The 17,229-nt window shown below is 50.7% G+C and carries 23 protein-coding genes, 3 tRNA genes and 2 pseudogenes; 4 read left to right on the top strand and 24 right to left on the bottom strand.

The annotated features are described in order from the left end of the window. Window positions 1–20 precede the first annotated feature (20 nt). The 24 genes and pseudogenes from LBF07_RS05950 to LBF07_RS06060 form a co-directional block, all read right to left on the bottom strand. Window positions 21–605 carry a tail fiber assembly protein gene (locus LBF07_RS05950; protein ID WP_094935661.1) on the bottom strand — a complete coding sequence of 195 codons (585 nt, stop codon included), beginning with the start codon at window positions 603–605 and terminating at the stop codon, window positions 21–23. Next, the gene (locus LBF07_RS05955; protein ID WP_094935674.1) at window positions 605–1,339 is read right to left on the bottom strand and encodes a phage tail protein; all 735 of its coding nucleotides are present in this window, start codon (window positions 1,337–1,339) and stop codon (window positions 605–607) included. The genes LBF07_RS05950 and LBF07_RS05955 overlap by 1 nt, the downstream gene beginning before the upstream one ends. Beyond that, complete coding sequence (locus LBF07_RS05960; RefSeq protein WP_094935660.1) at window positions 1,339–2,019, bottom strand: DUF2612 domain-containing protein; 681 nt, start codon at window positions 2,017–2,019, stop codon at window positions 1,339–1,341. The genes LBF07_RS05955 and LBF07_RS05960 overlap by 1 nt, the downstream gene beginning before the upstream one ends. Beyond that, on the bottom strand, window positions 2,016–3,215 hold the full coding sequence (locus LBF07_RS05965; RefSeq protein WP_094935659.1) for a baseplate J/gp47 family protein: 1,200 nt from the start codon (window positions 3,213–3,215) through the stop codon (window positions 2,016–2,018). Before LBF07_RS05965 ends, LBF07_RS05960 begins: the two co-directional genes overlap by 4 nt. After that, window positions 3,216–3,569, bottom strand: a complete 354-nt coding sequence (locus LBF07_RS05970) for a hypothetical protein (protein ID WP_094935658.1) — start codon at window positions 3,567–3,569, stop codon at window positions 3,216–3,218. It lies immediately after the preceding gene. Further along, window positions 3,569–4,192: pseudogene (locus tag LBF07_RS24610) on the bottom strand (Gp138 family membrane-puncturing spike protein); the annotation flags it as partial. The pseudogene LBF07_RS24610 and the gene LBF07_RS05970, both read right to left, overlap by 1 nt. After that, window positions 4,166–4,645, bottom strand: a pseudogene (locus LBF07_RS24615) (TerL protein); the annotation flags it as partial. The pseudogenes LBF07_RS24610 and LBF07_RS24615, both read right to left, overlap by 27 nt. Window positions 4,646–4,843: 198 nt before the next feature. Beyond that, the gene (locus LBF07_RS05980) at window positions 4,844–5,446 is read right to left on the bottom strand and encodes a hypothetical protein (protein ID WP_094935931.1); all 603 of its coding nucleotides are present in this window, start codon (window positions 5,444–5,446) and stop codon (window positions 4,844–4,846) included. Window positions 5,447–5,690: 244 nt separating this feature from the next. Next, window positions 5,691–6,695: a tyrosine-type recombinase/integrase gene (locus LBF07_RS05985; protein ID WP_094935843.1), complete on the bottom strand. Its 1,005-nt coding sequence runs from the start codon at window positions 6,693–6,695 to the stop codon at window positions 5,691–5,693. 76 nt (window positions 6,696–6,771) lie between these two features. Next, on the bottom strand, window positions 6,772–7,317 hold the full coding sequence (locus tag LBF07_RS05990; RefSeq protein ID WP_094935844.1) for a hypothetical protein: 546 nt from the start codon (window positions 7,315–7,317) through the stop codon (window positions 6,772–6,774). Continuing rightward, window positions 7,314–7,754, bottom strand: coding sequence for a lysozyme (locus LBF07_RS05995; RefSeq protein WP_032625751.1), 441 nt, complete (start codon window positions 7,752–7,754; stop codon window positions 7,314–7,316). The genes LBF07_RS05990 and LBF07_RS05995 overlap by 4 nt, the downstream gene beginning before the upstream one ends. Further along, window positions 7,754–8,029 carry a phage holin family protein gene (locus tag LBF07_RS06000; RefSeq protein ID WP_094935845.1) on the bottom strand — a complete coding sequence of 92 codons (276 nt, stop codon included), beginning with the start codon at window positions 8,027–8,029 and terminating at the stop codon, window positions 7,754–7,756. The genes LBF07_RS05995 and LBF07_RS06000 overlap by 1 nt, the downstream gene beginning before the upstream one ends. Beyond that, a complete protein-coding gene (locus LBF07_RS06005) occupies window positions 8,026–8,424 on the bottom strand; it encodes a putative holin (protein ID WP_032666047.1) in 399 nt (132 codons plus the stop codon). The genes LBF07_RS06000 and LBF07_RS06005 overlap by 4 nt, the downstream gene beginning before the upstream one ends. Window positions 8,425–8,757: 333 nt before the next feature. Then, a tRNA-Gly gene (locus tag LBF07_RS06010) sits at window positions 8,758–8,832 on the bottom strand. Window positions 8,833–8,835: 3 nt separating this feature from the next. Then, window positions 8,836–8,911: transfer RNA gene (locus LBF07_RS06015), tRNA-Thr, on the bottom strand. Between the two features lie 77 nt (window positions 8,912–8,988). Further along, window positions 8,989–9,065: transfer RNA gene (locus LBF07_RS06020), tRNA-Ile, on the bottom strand. Window positions 9,066–9,154: 89 nt separating this feature from the next. Beyond that, the gene (locus tag LBF07_RS06025) at window positions 9,155–9,649 is read right to left on the bottom strand and encodes a hypothetical protein (protein WP_088127199.1); all 495 of its coding nucleotides are present in this window, start codon (window positions 9,647–9,649) and stop codon (window positions 9,155–9,157) included. 86 nt (window positions 9,650–9,735) lie between these two features. Further along, entirely contained in the window at window positions 9,736–9,930 is a 195-nt protein-coding gene (locus LBF07_RS06030; protein WP_088127200.1) for a hypothetical protein, read from the bottom strand. Window positions 9,931–10,102: 172 nt separating this feature from the next. Next, the gene (locus LBF07_RS06035; RefSeq protein ID WP_094935846.1) at window positions 10,103–10,939 is read right to left on the bottom strand and encodes an antitermination protein; all 837 of its coding nucleotides are present in this window, start codon (window positions 10,937–10,939) and stop codon (window positions 10,103–10,105) included. After that, complete coding sequence (locus LBF07_RS06040) at window positions 10,936–11,796, bottom strand: helix-turn-helix domain containing protein (protein WP_094935847.1); 861 nt, start codon at window positions 11,794–11,796, stop codon at window positions 10,936–10,938. The genes LBF07_RS06035 and LBF07_RS06040 overlap by 4 nt, the downstream gene beginning before the upstream one ends. Beyond that, complete coding sequence (locus LBF07_RS06045; RefSeq protein WP_094935848.1) at window positions 11,796–12,764, bottom strand: toprim domain-containing protein; 969 nt, start codon at window positions 12,762–12,764, stop codon at window positions 11,796–11,798. The genes LBF07_RS06040 and LBF07_RS06045 overlap by 1 nt, the downstream gene beginning before the upstream one ends. Further along, window positions 12,761–14,377, bottom strand: a complete 1,617-nt coding sequence (locus tag LBF07_RS06050; RefSeq protein ID WP_094935849.1) for a DEAD/DEAH box helicase — start codon at window positions 14,375–14,377, stop codon at window positions 12,761–12,763. Before LBF07_RS06050 ends, LBF07_RS06045 begins: the two co-directional genes overlap by 4 nt. A 415-nt stretch (window positions 14,378–14,792) precedes the next feature. Beyond that, on the bottom strand, window positions 14,793–15,110 hold the full coding sequence (locus LBF07_RS06055; RefSeq protein ID WP_094935850.1) for a hypothetical protein: 318 nt from the start codon (window positions 15,108–15,110) through the stop codon (window positions 14,793–14,795). Then, window positions 15,082–15,306 carry a helix-turn-helix transcriptional regulator gene (locus LBF07_RS06060; protein WP_032625779.1) on the bottom strand — a complete coding sequence of 75 codons (225 nt, stop codon included), beginning with the start codon at window positions 15,304–15,306 and terminating at the stop codon, window positions 15,082–15,084. Before LBF07_RS06060 ends, LBF07_RS06055 begins: the two co-directional genes overlap by 29 nt. A 98-nt stretch (window positions 15,307–15,404) precedes the next feature. Between LBF07_RS06060 and LBF07_RS06065 the strand changes: the two genes are divergently transcribed. The 4 genes from LBF07_RS06065 to LBF07_RS06080 all read left to right on the top strand — a co-directional run bounded on the left by LBF07_RS06065 (window position 15,405) and on the right by LBF07_RS06080 (window position 17,122). After that, window positions 15,405–16,073, top strand: coding sequence for a LexA family transcriptional regulator (locus LBF07_RS06065; RefSeq protein ID WP_032625781.1), 669 nt, complete (start codon window positions 15,405–15,407; stop codon window positions 16,071–16,073). Between the two features lie 171 nt (window positions 16,074–16,244). Then, a complete protein-coding gene (locus tag LBF07_RS06070) occupies window positions 16,245–16,460 on the top strand; it encodes a hypothetical protein (RefSeq protein ID WP_045354484.1) in 216 nt (71 codons plus the stop codon). Beyond that, a complete protein-coding gene (locus LBF07_RS06075) occupies window positions 16,457–16,675 on the top strand; it encodes a hypothetical protein (RefSeq protein ID WP_127341071.1) in 219 nt (72 codons plus the stop codon). The genes LBF07_RS06070 and LBF07_RS06075 overlap by 4 nt, the downstream gene beginning before the upstream one ends. Window positions 16,676–16,735: 60 nt before the next feature. Next, window positions 16,736–17,122 carry a S24 family peptidase gene (locus LBF07_RS06080; protein WP_094935851.1) on the top strand — a complete coding sequence of 129 codons (387 nt, stop codon included), beginning with the start codon at window positions 16,736–16,738 and terminating at the stop codon, window positions 17,120–17,122. Window positions 17,123–17,229: the final 107 nt, after the last annotated feature.

The raw sequence follows: 17,229 nt of genomic DNA on the forward strand, positions 1-17,229 counted from the left end.
TATGCGGGGATATTCCTATTCTAAGGCTTTAAAGGCCAGTTGATATCCGGCGCTTTCGACGTGTCGATCGCCTGAAGAGCTTTGATGTAGTTCATCCAAGCTATCAAGCTGGCTTTATCTTCATCGCTGATGATGCCCAACTGCAGCTCAGTTTGCCAGAAACTGATAGTTCCCTGCGCTTCAGACAGCAACGCTGCTTTCTGCTTGTCCGCCGCTTTTACATCAGCAGCATGCTGAGCATCTGTATCTGTTACCCATTTTTTCCCATCCCATTTCTGGTAAGGACCTGATGGGGTAATGCTGGTGTAACCATCCTTGATTGGACCGATATAGTCCACCGTTGAGGCTGAGGCGTCAGAGGTTGAATATACCGTTTCACCACGATGGTCTTCATTCAGAACCCATCCGCCGTTCTGGAATACAGCAACCTTCCCAGCCACTTCATTACCTGGGTCAATATCAGTAGAATCACCGGGCATGCTGACACCAATATTAATATATTCGTCAGACCATCCCATGTATTCAAACGTCATCGCGTCGTAGTAATAGCATCGGATTTCACCCGGTTCTGTTGCTAGTCCATTTTCATCGAAAATAGGTTTCATTATTTAGCCCTTACTAAAAAGTTGAATGCAATGTTACGCGGGCGTGTTTCAGTGCCGCCTGGATTCTGGAATGCAGGCAAAGCCGATCCACCGGGCTGACTGATGCCGTTTGTATATAAAGGAGATGCATTCGAAACGGTGCCAAACACTACATTACTGCCACTTCCATTTGTCCCTAAAAATTTATGCTCGTGAGTTTTGAAATCGTCTGATTGCGCGGAAAGTAATGTGCGGCCACTATCCACACCACGGCCATCATCCCAGATTCGCAAAAACTCCCCGCGCGCTTCGGTAAGCGTTAATCCTGGAAATACCAGAGCAAGCTTAGGATAAGTAGCCGCCGAGAACGTCGCGCCGTTGAACTTCAGAAACACCATGTCGGCCCATTCAGTCATAACGGTATTAGGCATCGCCGAGGACGGCCAGAAAAACGGAATACCGATAGCTGGCGCGCCAGCTCCCAAACGGAGGTTTGCGATAAGGGCGTTCGTGAATTTTGTCACCAGACCGTTAACATCAGCATTGTCCAGAGCATCCGCGCCAGAGTTCGCAATAAACTGGCCCACCAGCGCAGCGATTGTGGTCGCCTGGCGAATTGCTTTGTTGACCTGTGCGCTGGATGCTTTTCCTGCCGTGAAGCCAGACAGCAGTGCCGGGAGCGCCTCCCAGTCAGCTTGTGATGTGACGTTAGCATTCGGATCTAGCGCGAACGCTTTAAAGTTATTTGTTGCCATTAGAGTAAAGTCCCCCATGCTCCAACATCGAACCCGCCGATGTATTCGTTATCCATATCAAACCCAAAGAATTTAGAGCCTTCTGACGGTGTTTCTACCGAAGGCGTTTCCACGTCACCGGCCCATACGCCAGCAGCTTTAACGGTGAGATAGCCCTGTTTAATAGCGGCGATCAGTTCTAGAGACACTTCAGAAATGTCAGTCTCGGGAAATACCCAGACCGAGATAGTCATGTCCTGGTTGTCGACGATTTGCATCCTCAGGCCAGAGCCTGCGGTCGCAGCGTCAAGGATGGGAGGAAGCGAATCATTGCGGCCGTCCCAGTTGTTGATAGCGATTTTCGCCTTAAGCACGATGCGATAGGTTGCATCGCTCAGCGTGGTGTAACCTGAATCTGGGTCATACGGGCCTTGCCATACACCCTGGTCATATCCAAGCCCGTCAGTGTCCCAGCTGAAATAAACGCCGCTTATCGGCTGGCTGACGATGCGACTGCGGCCAATCCAGAGGCCGAGCGTATCGAGCTGAACGCCGACAGCGGTATCAATATCGAAAGCGCTTACCAGCCCCCAGGTGGCACCGGTGATATCAATCAGTGGCCGCGTGCTCAGGTCGACGTGATCAAAAAATTTCGGCTTCGTGGCGTGATAGTTGGTGATTAAGTCCGTGTACTTGCTCATGACGTCACCGTTAGAACAATGTTTTCGGGTTTACACGACGCGGATTCGTTGTAGGCGATAATGATGTTTGCCGCCGCGACGCTACCGGCTGATTTGCCAATCAGCAGTTCCTGTATGTCGTAGTAGCGCGCGTTGCCACCACTCACTACACCGAGGTTCGCCGGAGAATAAATCCTGCTCAGCAGTACATCGTCGCCGATCGTCAGCCCGTTGATGTAATCCGCGACGGCCTGCTGAATCTGTACGCCAATTTGCGACGTGTAGCCGGTGAATGCCTTCAGGGTGATATGTCCATAAATTGGCACATCAGTAGACCGAGAAAAGCTGATCACGTGTGGGTTGCCGTAGGTGTCCAGTACCGTGACAGATGTCGTCCCATAGGTGGCTGTTCCCTGCCCTTTGTTTCCCCTGATTGTCTGGGCTATCTCGGTAACATCACCTCCATCGACGATGGCGGAAATGGAATGAGGCGGTAGCCCGTTGCTGTCGGTGGAACCAGTATCATTCTCGTAGAGTTTATGACGTGTCACGCCTGCAACGTTGGCGATCGCACCGTCGACACCTTCAAACGGTGTGAGGGATGGTAGCGCTACGCTTTGCCCCTGCCTGATGCGCAGCTCTGCGTCGGTTTCAGCCGGTGCGCCTACGGTGGCCGCCGCCGGGTTGGTTACCGATGCCCAGCCACGGGTCGGCGTGTTGATAGTGGTAATCGTCCCGGCCAGCGCCGCAACCGCTCCGCTGTTTGAACAGGTAGCAGTTACCGTCACGGTACCACCGACACCGATCGTCACCGAGGCAGGAAGTCGCCAGATCACGTTATTCGTGTCTTTCACAGTACCGTTTGTGATGGATGTCCCGGCAGTACCGGTCAGAACGAGATCCACGGTAGAGTTCGTCGCCCCCCGGCGCGCGATACCGTTAATTTTTACGTTACTCGTCAGTGCTGCACCGTAACCCGTAGCAGGTGAGAAGCAGTTATAAACGGAGATGGCCGTGTTGTTGGCATCGTGGATAGCCAGCGCCACCAGCGCCACCATCTGGCCGTCTTTGCTGTCTGGCTCCAGATAAGCGTCACTGCCATAAATCTGCTGGAAATAGCTCGTCAGGGTATCGAGTATCGTCTGGTAATCAGGCGCACTGATCCCCTCAGCGGTTACCGTTGCCGATAAGCCGAGTGTGTCCAAATTGAGGGCCATTTATGCCTCGCTGGTTACTGTCGTTGTTCCGTAGATGGTGTCGATTTCAGCGAAGAACTGGACGCGGCGCGTCGTCGTGTTCACTGTCGTATTGAAAGAGAGGATGGATTTAACGCCCCGCGTTTCGAGGATGCGCTTACGGATCGCCAGGTTGTAGGTTTCCGGCTTCTGCTTACCGAGTACGGACTGAATCCACGGAGTCCCCTCGGTGGTGTCGAGAAACCATTGCCCATACCACAATTCGAATCGCGTTTTTACCGCCTGCGCCACGGCCTCCGGTGAGTTAATCAGCCAGGTATCATCGCCGCTGCCAAAGGTGTAATCCCCCTCGGCGTCTTCACGTCTGTATCGCATCAGTTCACCCCGTCTGTGTTGCTTCCGCCTCGCTGAACCCCGCCGTGCGTGTGCGTATCATCAATTGACTTGCCGTTAGCTTTAACGGTACCGATAAACTCGACAGCGCCGGTGATTTTGGATGCAACGCCAGAAGCGACAGAACCCACCATTCCACCCAGCCAGGACAGGAGCCCGTGAATGGTAACTTTCGCCGAGAAGTCGGCCTGCGGGGTAACTACATCCAGACCGCCTGGCGCTACGATTTTAATTTTCTGCGTAGTGGGGTTGAGCTCAAAGAACGTGCTTCCGTCGTCGCTGCGCAGCTGAGCGGCCCCCGTACTGATTCCGCTGATTTTCTGCGCCTGAGACTGCGGCCCGACGATACAGAACGCATCCGATAAATCATGCACCCGGTCGTCGACAGGCTCCTGTACCCCGCCGTTCTGCCACCAGAAATCGATACAGCGATCTGCAAAAATCACCAGGCATTCATCACCGGCTTTCACCGGGAACGTTAGCGTGCAGCCGCCGCCGCGCGGAAATACCACCGGCACATCCACCAGCAGCGGGTAATTTTTGGTAATGCGGTTCCCGTCGTTATCCGTTTCAACCGAACGGATAGCAGGCTGCACAACCGCCGTAAACTTACGTGCTTTCCAGAACAGTGCTTTCGGGTCGCCGGTACTGTCGACATATTCCTCTTTGCGGGAACCAAACCCGATCACCATTTCTTTATTGAACAGGCAAAGCGAACAGGCCAGACCGATAGAGGTCCAGCTAAGCCCCATTTCGCGGCTTTTTTCTGTCAGTCCATGCTCAAGACTGGCGCGCCTGTCCATGATCCAGTGAATCCATTCCTCCTGGCGGGGGAACAGCAAAAACGGGATGGTGGCAGGCAGGCCATAATCGAGGTTACGCGGGTCCGTCGTCATGCCCCAGTCGATGATGAACTGGGCCGGGTTAGTGCGGTAAAACTCACGGAGTGCCGGAAGCATTTCAGGCGCTTTCCTGATCCGCTCCAGCCTCTCCATTCTCCACTCAAACACGGCGGTATAGTCCGGTTTGCGGAAGTTAAAGGGGAACGGGATCGGCACAGAAAAATTCCTCAAAAACGCCCCGATTTAACATAATGGACGTTACCCGCACTGGGGCAACAGCACCCATCACGCAAACGGCGTGAAGCCTCTGTTTTGAACAGAAAAGTGGTCAAATCGGGATGAATAAAACGTGCATAAAACGGGTCAAAAAGTGCATAGCGTTTTTACGGTTCGAAACGCCTGTTTTTGCAATTTTCAGCCCAGGTATTTTTTGTAGATATCGGCTGCTTCTTGCGGGGTCAGGTTCGCCGCGTCGGCTTTGGCTGCCTCGTCCATATTGTTGAACGGTTCGAAAATTTTCGGTGCTCCCAGCTCCATTTGCAGGGTTGCCGGAACTTTTACCCCCTCAGCCTCAAGCAGCTGTGCCGCCTCCAGCGCGGAGTATTTTCCGGCCACCTTGTTTTTCATCACCTCGCGAAGCACATCACGCTGACGTTCTTCCTCGCTATAGACGCTGGTACCAAGACCGAGCACCTTTGAGAAAACAGCAATATCGTTGTGCGTGGGCAGCACATCTTCAATCGTGGTTTTCACACCATCCGGCGATGTGGTGACAACCTTCCGTTTGCGAACGTCCAGGCTCTTACCGGCGACGCGGTTTATTTTCTCTCTGAGAGCTTCGCGAGCCTCAGTGAAAGCGCGCTCAAACTCGATATTCTCTTTACGCCAGCGACGGATCGTCGTCTCGTCCACACCTAAGCGCTGAGCAACCATCCGATTGCTGATTTTGCTACGGGCTAATGCCATGTCCATAACGATACCGACGTAGGCTTTTCTGAAGCTTTTTTTAGGAGCCATACTTCCGCCTAAGTCAATGTGATTATTTTTTGTTCAAAATCCAATTTCTCCGATCCGGGTGCGGCGTATCACGCGGTAAATTCTGGCGTGCAGGCCGCGTCCTCTCTGGTGCCAAGTGCGGCATATCAGAGGGGGTAAAAATGCGGCATATCCTTTTTTTCGGGAAAACTGCGATTTGATGCCCGGAGGCCGCGCAGAATGGGGAGATAGTGGATCGCCCTAATATTTCCACTATGTGGATAACTCAGTCCAAATCCATCTCCACCACTTCACCGAACAGGTGACCGTAAACGTCCATTGTGGTTTTGATGTTCGAATGCCCAATAAGTCGGGAAACCTTCAGGATATCGACGCCTTTGTTTGCCAGCCGAGATACAGCAAAGTGGCGAAGATGATGGAATCGCTTAATGCCATAGTCGTTCAGGGTTCTGACGAGAACGCCCTGAGTGCCGTAGCTGGTAGCGAGGCATGCGCCGGTAAACTGGTTGCAGATAAGAGGCTCAGAGGTACCGAGTTTACTTTTATCCAGCAACGCGAAAAGCTCACGCGGCATCCGTACCCGGCGCTCCACTCCTCTTTTCAGCCCCTCATGTATAACGCCGTCAACAACATGCCCCCGGATGTCGATCCAGTCGGCTGACACGTCGTTATACGTAACCGCCAAAGCCTCACCGATGCGCAGGCCACAAATCCCGAGCCAGCACGCGATACGCTCACGAACTGGCGCGTTATTCAGTAGCTCCCTGACCGATGATGATGGCGGTATGGTGATGGGTCGACGCTTCCGGCGCGCGGGACGGTCAACAGGGTTAAAAGTGATGAGCCGTTTTTCCACCAGCAGGAAGAAAGCCGAACGAATCCAGCGATGGCAGCCGGTGCGAACCGAATCACCGATATCACGATGGCTGATATGGAGAATATTTTTTTCCAGTATCGGCCCGTCTACAGCGAGAAGATCGTGACGGCATTTCGTATATGACGACAGCCGTATGATATTTTTTTCCAGCTTGCCGGCCTGATACCCCAGATAAAAAAGAATTAACTTTCGGAAAGTCCAGGAATGGTCTATTCCGGTCCAACTGGCGGTTCGACAATCCAGCTCGATATTCTGTTTTTGCCAGAAAAGATGTGCGGCATCATCAATATTCTTAAAGATGCGACGGCGTCCATGACCGGATTTTTCATCCTTCCAGTGGACGTAATATTTTGATTGTCTATTGGCATCAGTGGATTCTTTTATCGAAGCCATACTGAACAATCCTCACTCAAAAAACATTATCAAAGCCACTCAGTGAATGACTTTTGTAATGTCATGCTGGCAATAGTCATTGCCTGCCCTTCTCTATTTCACGTATTCCAGACAGCTGGTTATTCGCTTTTTCGATAGCGGCCAGTAGCGGCTTAATCCAAAGAACAGCCTGGCAATACGTCAGCGTGCTGGGGGGAGTGGCGCTATCACCGGCTGCGTCAGCGTTCCCGGAATTGGTGTGCATTGCGCTGGCACGTAGACGGTGCGTGTATTCGAGCAGCCCACCAGCGACATCAGCAGGAACAGGCAGATCACAGGTTTTTTCACGGCGGAGGATCTCCCGATATTCAATAACCGTTTTATCGGAGCTGGCATCAATCAGTGAATTTAGTCGGCTGGCCTTTTCGGCCACCTGGTTAAACCGGTTGAAGTTGAAAGCCTGAGCAGCGATAACCGTCCCCTGCAGGGTGTTGTCACTGTGCAGAACGTCATTATCACTCTTTAGCGTAGCAACGTCAGATCGACTGTTTGCCAGCAGGACACACAGTACGGCGACTACCGCAATGACGACCACCAGCAGTATCAGACGCCATGAGGCTTTAATATCAGCAAGGGTAATCACGACAGGAACAGAGCACGCTCCGCCTCACGCCGACGGGTCAGCCCATTCAGAACTTTGCCACCGGCTTTATTCCAGCGCAGGAACTCGTCGGCAGCGCCAGCGTAATCACCGGCGTTGAGTTTGCGCAGGAGGGTCGATGTCGACAGGGAGCGAGCGCCGAGGTTATACGTGAACGACACCAGCGCATCGAACTGGCCCTGAGTCAGTCCAACTTTGACCAGGCGCGAGACGTCATTTTCGTAGCTGACCAGCCCTGTTTTCAGAAGGCGCTCTGCAGTCTCCTGTTTAATGAGCATCCCGGCGCGAATTGGCTTTCCATCGACAGGCTGGGTCCACCCATAACCAATCGTCCAGACGCCTACGCTGTCCTGGTAAGCGGCAAGTTTGCATCCTTCAAACTCTTTAATCAGGGAAATCCCTTTATCACTGGTTTGCATTACGATGCCCTCACAAATTTTGCCAGGTTCCCACCGGCCAGCCATACCGCAATGCAAACCGTCGCATTCAGCATGAATTCACCAGGGTCAACCTGCATGTAATCGCCGTGGATGATCCGGAATGCGGTATACCCGGCGGACAGAATTATCAGATACGCAAACAATGAGACGCCACGCCGGTATGATTTTCCCGTCTTATTGAAGAACATCAGACGGAACATTATCAGTAGGCAAACCACCGCGTTTGCGTGAGGAATCAGCGAATCCCATATCATTCATCACCCCCATCCAGTCCGGGAAGGCTCCCGTTTTTGGATTTGGACAAAATGCGAAGAAGGATAGCGACCGAAATGGATGCGGCCACCAGCGCGCCGATATTTGGTGATACTTCGATGGTCACTGGCGGCGTCAGCAAACTAAGTGCTGAGTTAATAACACCAGCCATAATTGTCGCCATAGGCACCGCGAACGAGACGCCACCAAGAAACGAAATAATCGCGAATACCGCCTGTTTCCATATCTGGTGCGGCTCAGACGTCAACACATAGAGCGCAGCACCTCCGAGAGAGAAAAGCATTACGCCGGGAGTGGCTTCGGGAAACAGGGTAGCAAGTGTCACCCCCACAGTCCCGGCAGCAAACCCACCAGCTACAGTTAATGGATCAGACATAAGATTTCCGTGTGTAGGGTTCAGGCCCTCGGGACGATTTAACAATTAGGCGTGTCGATAATGGTTCCCGGATCCTGAAATAGAAAAAGGCCACCAAATGGCAGCCTTAGAAATGAAAAAGCCCCACCGAAGCGAGGCTATTTGAATTGAGGCACCTCATCCAACAAACCACCCGAGGTTAATTGGATTTTGACGAGATGCTTTTGGATGAGCGCTGAACCCAAAGGTCAGTATTTTCACACAGCAATTTTGCAAAAAGCAGCGCCCATTCAAAACCGGGGCGCTTTTCAGTCACTCCGGGAAACCCATCATCGCAGACCGAAAAGCTTAAACTGGAGCGGTCAGCGGGAATCGAACCCGCATCATCAGCTTGGAAGGCTGAGGTAATAGCCATTATACGATGCCCGCATATGGTGCCGACTACCGGAATCGAACTGGTGACCTACTGATTACAAGTCAGTTGCTCTACCTACTGAGCTAAGTCGGCATTGGTCCGCCACCGGGGCCTCGAACCTCGTACTACAACATAAAGTTGCCGCTCTTCCCGATGAGCTAGTGGCGGTCTGGTGGCCCTTGCTGGACTTGAACCAGCGACCGGGCGATTATGAGTCGCACGCTCTAACCAACTGAGCTAAAGGGCCGGGAGCGAGATGATACATAAGTCAAACTTCCCACGCAATATCAATGGTTTTTATGTTTGCCTTACATCAAGCCAAGCATCATAAAATAGCTACTCAGCCGGAGAATGGTTAGAACCAGGATAATCTTTAAGGATATTATCTAAAAAGACAGACTTGATATAATCAATTACGTCTAAATATTTATCCTTGCCGCTCACGCTTGAAAATGTTTTTTCATCAAAAAAGCCCATACCTGTCACAACAAAGGTTATTAGGCCATTAACGAGACGAATATTGATTGTAAATGACTCAACCCTTATATCATTATTAGATGAATCATCAAGGACAGTATTTACATTTACAGTTATACCATCATGAGGATGAACATTTAAAGAATCAGCATCGCTGAGTATACCTTTTGACAAAATGCTCACATACTTACGTTGATTCCCTTTGCCATCAACAAAACTCTCGCCAGGAAAATCAAAAGAAGCAATATATTGACTCATAAATTCGCGGAACACACTTCGGAGTTGCTCATCATGTTTTTCAATAGCAAGCTTAACTTGTGCCCTTTTCTCTTTAAAATCATTAAACGATGTCATATGAAAGCCTTTTTAAAATGCTAAAGCTAACAGTATGACATTTGGATGATAATGAGAAAACCCCACCAATAGGCAGGGTTAAATTTTTATACAGGCAGTCTTTGAGGTTTGCCCATATGATATGCAACCCGACTGCTTTTGCTACCGTCTTCCCAGATCGTGGTGTTTTCGGTAATCATTAGGATTACCCAGCCTTTAGAAAGGCCCAAATTGACTTGCTCAACATCCTCAACGATCCGTACTTCTTGAATCTTGCTTAACGGGCTTTCATCTGTGCTCATCAACTGACCCTCAGTAGAAAAAACACAACATATCAAATGAGATGAGTAAATACCTTGCTGTAGATAAAAAACCCGCTCGGAGGCGGGTTTGATTTCGTGCAGGCGCAACAACCTACGATTTGAAGCATACACGACAAGTTCGGACAAAATCAAGCTTAACGTGGCAAATATACTAAATTTTGTTCACATCATCACGAAAGCTCGTTGCATCCTGAAACGCCGTGTCTGCTTTTTGTTCTTCCCTGTGGCAGACGTCGACAAGCACCTCCAGAAACGGTTTCCAATTGCGAGTCCATGTTCTGACATGCAGATCCGGAACGCGCTTCAGTATCACTTTATAGGCTGCGGTAGACGGCACCGCAGAAAATCCATTTCCGCTGCAGCGCTCGCAGGTTTTAAACACCGGCGCGCCGAGCTCGCTTGTGGCCTTGCGGTCGAGCACCTCACCCTTACCGCCGCAGCGGCAACGTGCGCTGATCGTTCCCTTACCTTCGCAAGCATCACAGACTGCCGGTACAACCTCTGTTACTTCTGTCCACTGCTCCCAGTCAGACGGACGAACGGCACGGGAGCGGCTGGCCCAGTATGGCGCTTTACCCCATGGGTACGAAACCTTGCGGGTGATTTGCTCGCGGGTTGTTCGTCCGGTACCACTGCAGCTGTGACACGACACGCTGGTTTCCGCCGAACGGGAGTAATCAGCAAAGGCAAATTGTGCCAGCACCTGCATGCACCATCCGAACTGCCCACCAGCTGCTTTACGAACATTTTTCGGCGCGACGTCCATCGCATAACGCGTCAGCGCCTGAACTGCGAGCTGTTCATCCGTTTTGCTGATTCCCGCTTTACCGAAGAACGCCGCCAGGCCGAAGCGCGCGCGGCTGCTGGTGGTACCAATGGCCGCCATAACATCCGTGCCGGTGATACGATCCGGAGAGGTTCCTTTCACGTCGTCGCTGATGTGCATACCCTGAGGGCTAAAGTGTTTTAGCGATGCCTCCAGTTTCATTCTTCACACTCCCCTACCAGGTTAAGAATTACCGCCGCGCCGTGGTTTTCCATGTACTGGGCCTTTTCACCTTCAAGGAACCAACGACATACCTCGATAGCTTCAGCTCGCGTCACGGGTTTGATGGTTTCCAGCAATTTTTCAAGGTAGCGCTCGCGGTCATATACGGATTCGTGATGCTCGGAGTAACCAAATTCATAGCCCTGTTCTTTAGTTGCAGTGTGACGAACGCTGTAGAGCCAGTCCCAGTAAACAAACTCACGAACAACGTCAGAAAGGGTTTTGGGCTCTGGCAGTACATCACGATAGCCTTCAACAAATGCCCGGCGCTGTTCATCAATTTCGTTCATACGGCTGCCGTTAATGCTGCCAGCTTTCTTCTCGGCCGAAGTCCATCCCCAAAGGTGATCGTCGATAAATTTCGAGGAAGACTTGATTACTCGCTCGGCCTCCACATCTTCGAGAGCTGCCTCATAGCTGCCGAACGTGGCCCTGACTGATGCTGCTTTTTTGATGTCCTCCCGGGCGTTCTTGATTGCCTGGGCCGGGTTATCCATGCCGATGGTACCGAAAGCAACCTGGAAAGGATCTCCACCATTCGCCAACAGATAACGCGAATAGCGTTCCTCGGCCTCTTTTGGGGAGATTTTAATTTTCGCCAGCGCGGCTTCGGCTGCCTCCAAATGTGCGGGTTCGTTAAGGCGGATTACCTCCAGCATCCAAAGATAAGCATCAGTCTGCTTATGCCCGGTGATTCTCCGTTGCTCTGGCAGAGGCTTGATGTTTGCGAGGGCGGAGCTGTGAGCTGCCGTCGGGATGGTGAATAGTGCTTTATGTTCGTTGTTATCAGTACGCATTACGCAGCCGCCTTTTTCTTATGGAAAACCAGCTCACGAACCTGATCACCGTTCATGAGCATATTGTTGAAATCATCGTGATCCGGCCAGTACACGCTCACGCGCTGCAGGTCATTCTTTGCCAGCAGATTGCCATGAGCGCATTCATACGCAGCCGCCAGCCCGGTAGCGCTGTTCTCGTCGCGGTCGGCAAAAATAATCAGGTGCTTAACACCAGCAGGAACGCGGAATTTCTTCATGAAATTTGCCGTCATAGTTGCCCAGGTATTCACGTTATAAATCTGGTGCGCAGATAGGGCCGTTTCGATGCCTTCGGCAATGCCCAGGGTGCTGGCGACCGGGAACATACGGATCGCAACTGACCGGGCATGATCGAGATAGTTATCTTCCTGTAGTGATTTCTGTCGCTTTGCGCTGGCCCCGATATCAGCCTTTTTTGCGCCATCGAGTAACGTCTGGTGGAGGTAACACAGCTCCCCTTTATCGTCCGTTGCCAGTGAATAGATCGACTGGTAGACACGGCCGTTATGCCGTTGTTTTGGGTTTAACCGTACCGCCTCGGCTGGAAGCTTAAAAATACCGCGAGAATTAAGGTAGTCGGCACCAGAGGTACCGCGCAAAGGAGCCATTTTTGCAAAATTGTTGAGTACCTTTTTCCGCAGTTTAGAAGCGTCACTGGCTTCAGGCACTTTGTCACGCCTGAACGTATTGCCGATCAGCTCATCAATTTCGCGGCAGACCTCGTTAAATGGTTTGCCCTGGGTTTTGGTAACCAAGTCCATTCCTGTACCGTAGCCGCAGGTGCAAATCCACGTTCCCGCACCGTCGCGGTCATCGATGCGGAATTTACCAATCGAATCACAGAGCGGACATTTACCTCTGAAATGGTGTTTACCGGTGATCGGCGGCAGCCCGTAATGTTCAAAAATCATGGCCCACTGGCCTTTTGCTGCTTCTGCCGTCTTCATGCTCGTTTTCCTAACTGCTGTCTGATATCGCTAATCGCTTTCTGTGCTTGTTGTACTGAGGATGGGGCTGGCGTGCCTGATGCCTCCTTCAGGCGCTTGGCCTTCTCCTGCCCTTTCGCATACGCAATCAATTTGTGCCGGATGAAATTAGAGACGGTCGGCGTGATCTCCATCGGGAAATCGCTCAACCCGTTAGGCCACTCGTCAAACCGTTCGCGAAAGGTATTTGCGCACCAGCCATCACTAACGGGCTTTTTCCCCTGCGATACGCGCTGGCGCTGATAGAATTTGATCTGACTCCACCAGGCCTGTTTCTCTGCCTTCGTGGGCTGATGCTGGTTTTTACCCAGCTTTTTGAGTTTGCGGCCGGTGTCGGTATCGACGTCCTCACCGCCCAGCGGCTTATGCCCACATTTCGGGCAGACGTACACACCTGCGGGTTTCATGTAGTGGCATTGTGAGCATTCGTGCGGCAGCTTTTCGGCCCGTTCCTCAGCTGCGCGGCGCGCGCTTTCCTCCATGCCGTCAGACTTACCGGGAAGATCGTCGTACTCGATTGAATCCGGATAACCCAAACGGTGCACGGTGCCGCTGTGATCGAAGATGAGGCAGGACTCTTTACCCGGAGCGGTGCGCAGGCCACGCCCGAGCGCCTGCAGCCAGCGAATTTCGCTTTTTGTTGGCCTGGCGTAGATGATGCAACGAACGTCACTATCGAAGCCGGCCACCAGAACGCCCACACTAACGATGATTTTCGTTGCACCAGTTTCAAAGCGGTGAATGATGGTCTGGCGCTCATCCACTGGAGTGTCGGCAGTCATGACCTCAGCGTTAACACCCGCCAGGTTAAACTGGATTGTCAGGTAATTGGCGTGGGCTACGTTGACGCAGAAAGCGATAGTAGGCAGATCCCGGCCATTCTCCAGCCAGTTCTGTACGATGTCGCCCACCAGCGTAGACCCGCACATGATTTCAGCCAGCTGCGTTTCGTTGTAATCGCTGCCGTACTCAAGCGATGCTTTGGTTTTAACACCTTTCAGATCCGGCTTAGTTGGCGCGTAAAATTCGTATTTACTCAGATCGCCACGCTGGATTAACTCGCCGATGGTGGTCGGCTTAATCAGTCGGTCATAGTATTTGCCCAGGAACGGGGAAAACGGAGTACCCGACAGGCCAATCACCTTTACGCCTTTGCCGCGCAGACGTTCGATATCCTTCAGGATGCGTTTTTTACGCAGGTGTGCTTCGTCGATAATCAGCAGATCGATATTTTCAGGAAAAACACGACGAATAAGCGTGTCGGCGCTGGCAATCTGAATTTTCCGGTCCGGATCGTAGTTCGGGTGATCTGCCCAGATATAACCGATTTCATCCCCCGGCAACCCATACTCCACGAACCGATTAGCCGTCTGACCGATCAGGATGGTGTACGGTGCACAGAACAGGACGCGCATACCACGGCTGACAAACCCGGCGACGATGAAGGCTGCCAAACCCGTTTTACCGCTACCGGTTGGCGAGTACACCATGAAGGTGTCGTTTGCCTTCCAGTCACGGCGCAACATGTTTAGCGCTCGTTCCTGTGCAAAATTCGGCGTGATCGTCAGCTCCATTGTGCTGCCCCCGTGCTGATGAGATAATAATTTTGTGATGTGGTTTTCATGGATTCCCCCTCACATGGCTGGTGGCCTCCCCAAAGGCTGCCAGCCTCCCTTCTGATTCAGCTCCTCTGAAAAAATCACTCTTCCAGGAAGAACCCTTTTCGTTTCTCAGCGCCTGAGCGCTTTGTACTACCTTGCTGATACAGGCGTTTTTTAAAATTGCGCCCTTAAGACAGTGATCTACCTAACCAATGGATCTCTCCTGTTGGAAAAGACCCTATTCCTGCCCCTACACCCAATCCCCCCTTACCCCCCTTTCCCTCTTCCCCATAAAAAACGTACTACTTCCCTAGTACATATGAGGAGTTGGGTCAGTTGGTTGCCAACCTGAACAGGCACCTTTAAGCCTGATTCTGTTCGGGTACCTTTAAACCCGAAACAATGAGGAGCGCGATTGCGTTCCAGCCAGGGGAGGTTCGGCGGTATACCCCTGTAAAGCTCTGCCCTGATTTCTCAAAAACAGGCGAAGCCTTGTGTTTGCTTCATGCCTTGCCCGGTTCTCCTTGCGGTAGGAAACGGGTTCAGCTTCGAACGTCTCCTGATACACAGCTGCATAACGCTGGATAGCTTTTTGTCGTGCAGTTGGTGTCAGGCTAAGTAACTGCTGCTTAATCCACTCGGCATCAGCTTGTGAGTGGGTATCCGGCAGCAGTGCGTTATCGAAGTTGCTCTCCTGTATGTTCATCGGAAAAAACCTCATCCAGACTGGTTTCATATCCGAGCTGCTTAAAGGCGCTCACAATGCGTTTCCCAACTTCAATATCTGGGATTCGACGACCAGTTTCGTAGTGGCTAACGGCCCCTTGAGAGCTAGCGATCAACGCTGCCAGCTCCCCCTGGGTCACTTTTGCTTTCAGCCTTAGGCTCTTAATACCGCTCATTCGGATAGTTCCTATCTAAATAATACATAACGTACTATACACACATAAAACAATAATACAAAATGGAAGTTGCTCAAAAAATACGGATTGTAATAATCATGTCTATGAAACAGAGATGGCAGGACCTGGCCAAATCCAGGATGAAAGAAGTCGGAATGACTCAAGAACAGCTAGCTGAAGCACTCGGTATGACTCAGGGTGGGCTAGGCCATTGGCTGAACGGAAGACGTGAACCTAACCTGGAGGTCATAGCAAAAATTTTTAAAATTCTACAAATGCCAGGTTTTGTGGTTGACGCTGACGGCGCAGTGAGCGACGCAAGAGCTGATCACAATGTGTCATTTCACGCCATGAATGAATCGAAAGGAAGCTACCCCGTAATCAGTTGGGTCAGCGCAGGGGATTGGATGGAAGCAGTGGAACCATATCATAGGCGCGCGATCGACCGCTGGTATGATACAACCGTGGAATGTTCAGAAGATTCATTCTGGTTAGATGTCAGAGGGGATTCGATGACATCGCCAGCTGGGCTTAGCATTCCTGAAGGCATGGTTATACTGGTCGATCCTCAGGTTGAACCCATCAACGGAAAGTTAGTTGTCGCTAAGCTCGATGGGGATAACGAGGCCACTTTCAAAAAGCTAGTTATCGATGCTGGTCAACGATTCCTCAAGCCGTTAAACCCTCAATACCCGATCATTCCCATAAATGGTAATTGCCGTATTATCGGCGTCGTGGTCGATGCAAAAATAACCAACCTGCCATAGTGCACAAGCCGCGAAAGCGGCTTTTTTTATCCCCTTCGTTACGAAATCAAACAAAAAAACCTTAACAAACATAGAGATAAAAATTAATACATCAGATTAATCCGTTTTGTATTGACGCTCGTTAATACGTTATGTATTGTTTAATCATCAACAAGCAAACGGAGCAGGAAGATGAGCACTCAACAATTGATATCTGAAAATGGTCCCATCCACAAGCTAGCTATGGATATTGATCGCGTGGTAAACGTGCTTGAATATGCCGAATCTGATCCAGATACTGGCTATAAGCCAGCTGCCCTCATTCAAATTTGCATTAACCAATTAAAGAAAAATCTTTCAGTTATAAATCGCGAAATCGGGCATGACTGGCCGGAGAATAAACAATGATAACTGATACTGTAGTTCTCAATAAAGATGAAACAAGCTCTATGGTCATGAGTTGGGCGCACGATATAACTTGTTGTTCATCTTCATTATGGTTACTCCTTGAAAAAATGACCTCCGAGGAAGAAATAAGAGAACATGCATTAATTACTTTAGTTGTAAAAACATTAGAAGAAGTAAACGAACAAATAAATAACTTCGAAATTAAATTACTATAAATAAAACAATTAATAGAACACCTTAAATGGTGTGACCAAACTCATCCCGAGGAAATGAAAATGCAAAATTCACTTTCTTTTAACGAGTCAATTAAAACACCACAAATGCTGTTCGGTTCTGACAATATTAATGATTTTGGAAACAGAGTTAAGAGCTGCAGGATGGAAGGTGATTCAATGCAGCCGACTATCGAACCCTGTGAGGTTGTAGCTTTCGTTGATTGTGGAGGCCGCGTTCTTACCCCCGGCATCTATGTTTTTACGGGAGATGTTTTTGGCCGTAACTGCCTTTTCATCAAGCGAATTGAACCCTTACCGGACGGGGCATTAAAGATTATTTCTGACAATCTCCACTACCAAACTTTCACGCTTAACTCGGGTGAGCAAAAAGACATGCGTATTCACGGTCGGGTAGTCGCTTCTTTGGCTGTGAGGCGCTTCGTATGACTTTCATCATTGATAAATCGGCATATAGAACAGCGTGCCTTTATGCGGCGTGTGGTTACGAAGTAATCGCTAGGCTCTATCTTAAAAAAGCATATGGGAGGTAAACA

This window comes from Enterobacter cloacae complex sp. ECL352 (genome assembly GCF_020149545.1).
Taxonomy (GTDB): Bacteria; Pseudomonadota; Gammaproteobacteria; order Enterobacterales; family Enterobacteriaceae; genus Enterobacter; species Enterobacter asburiae_B.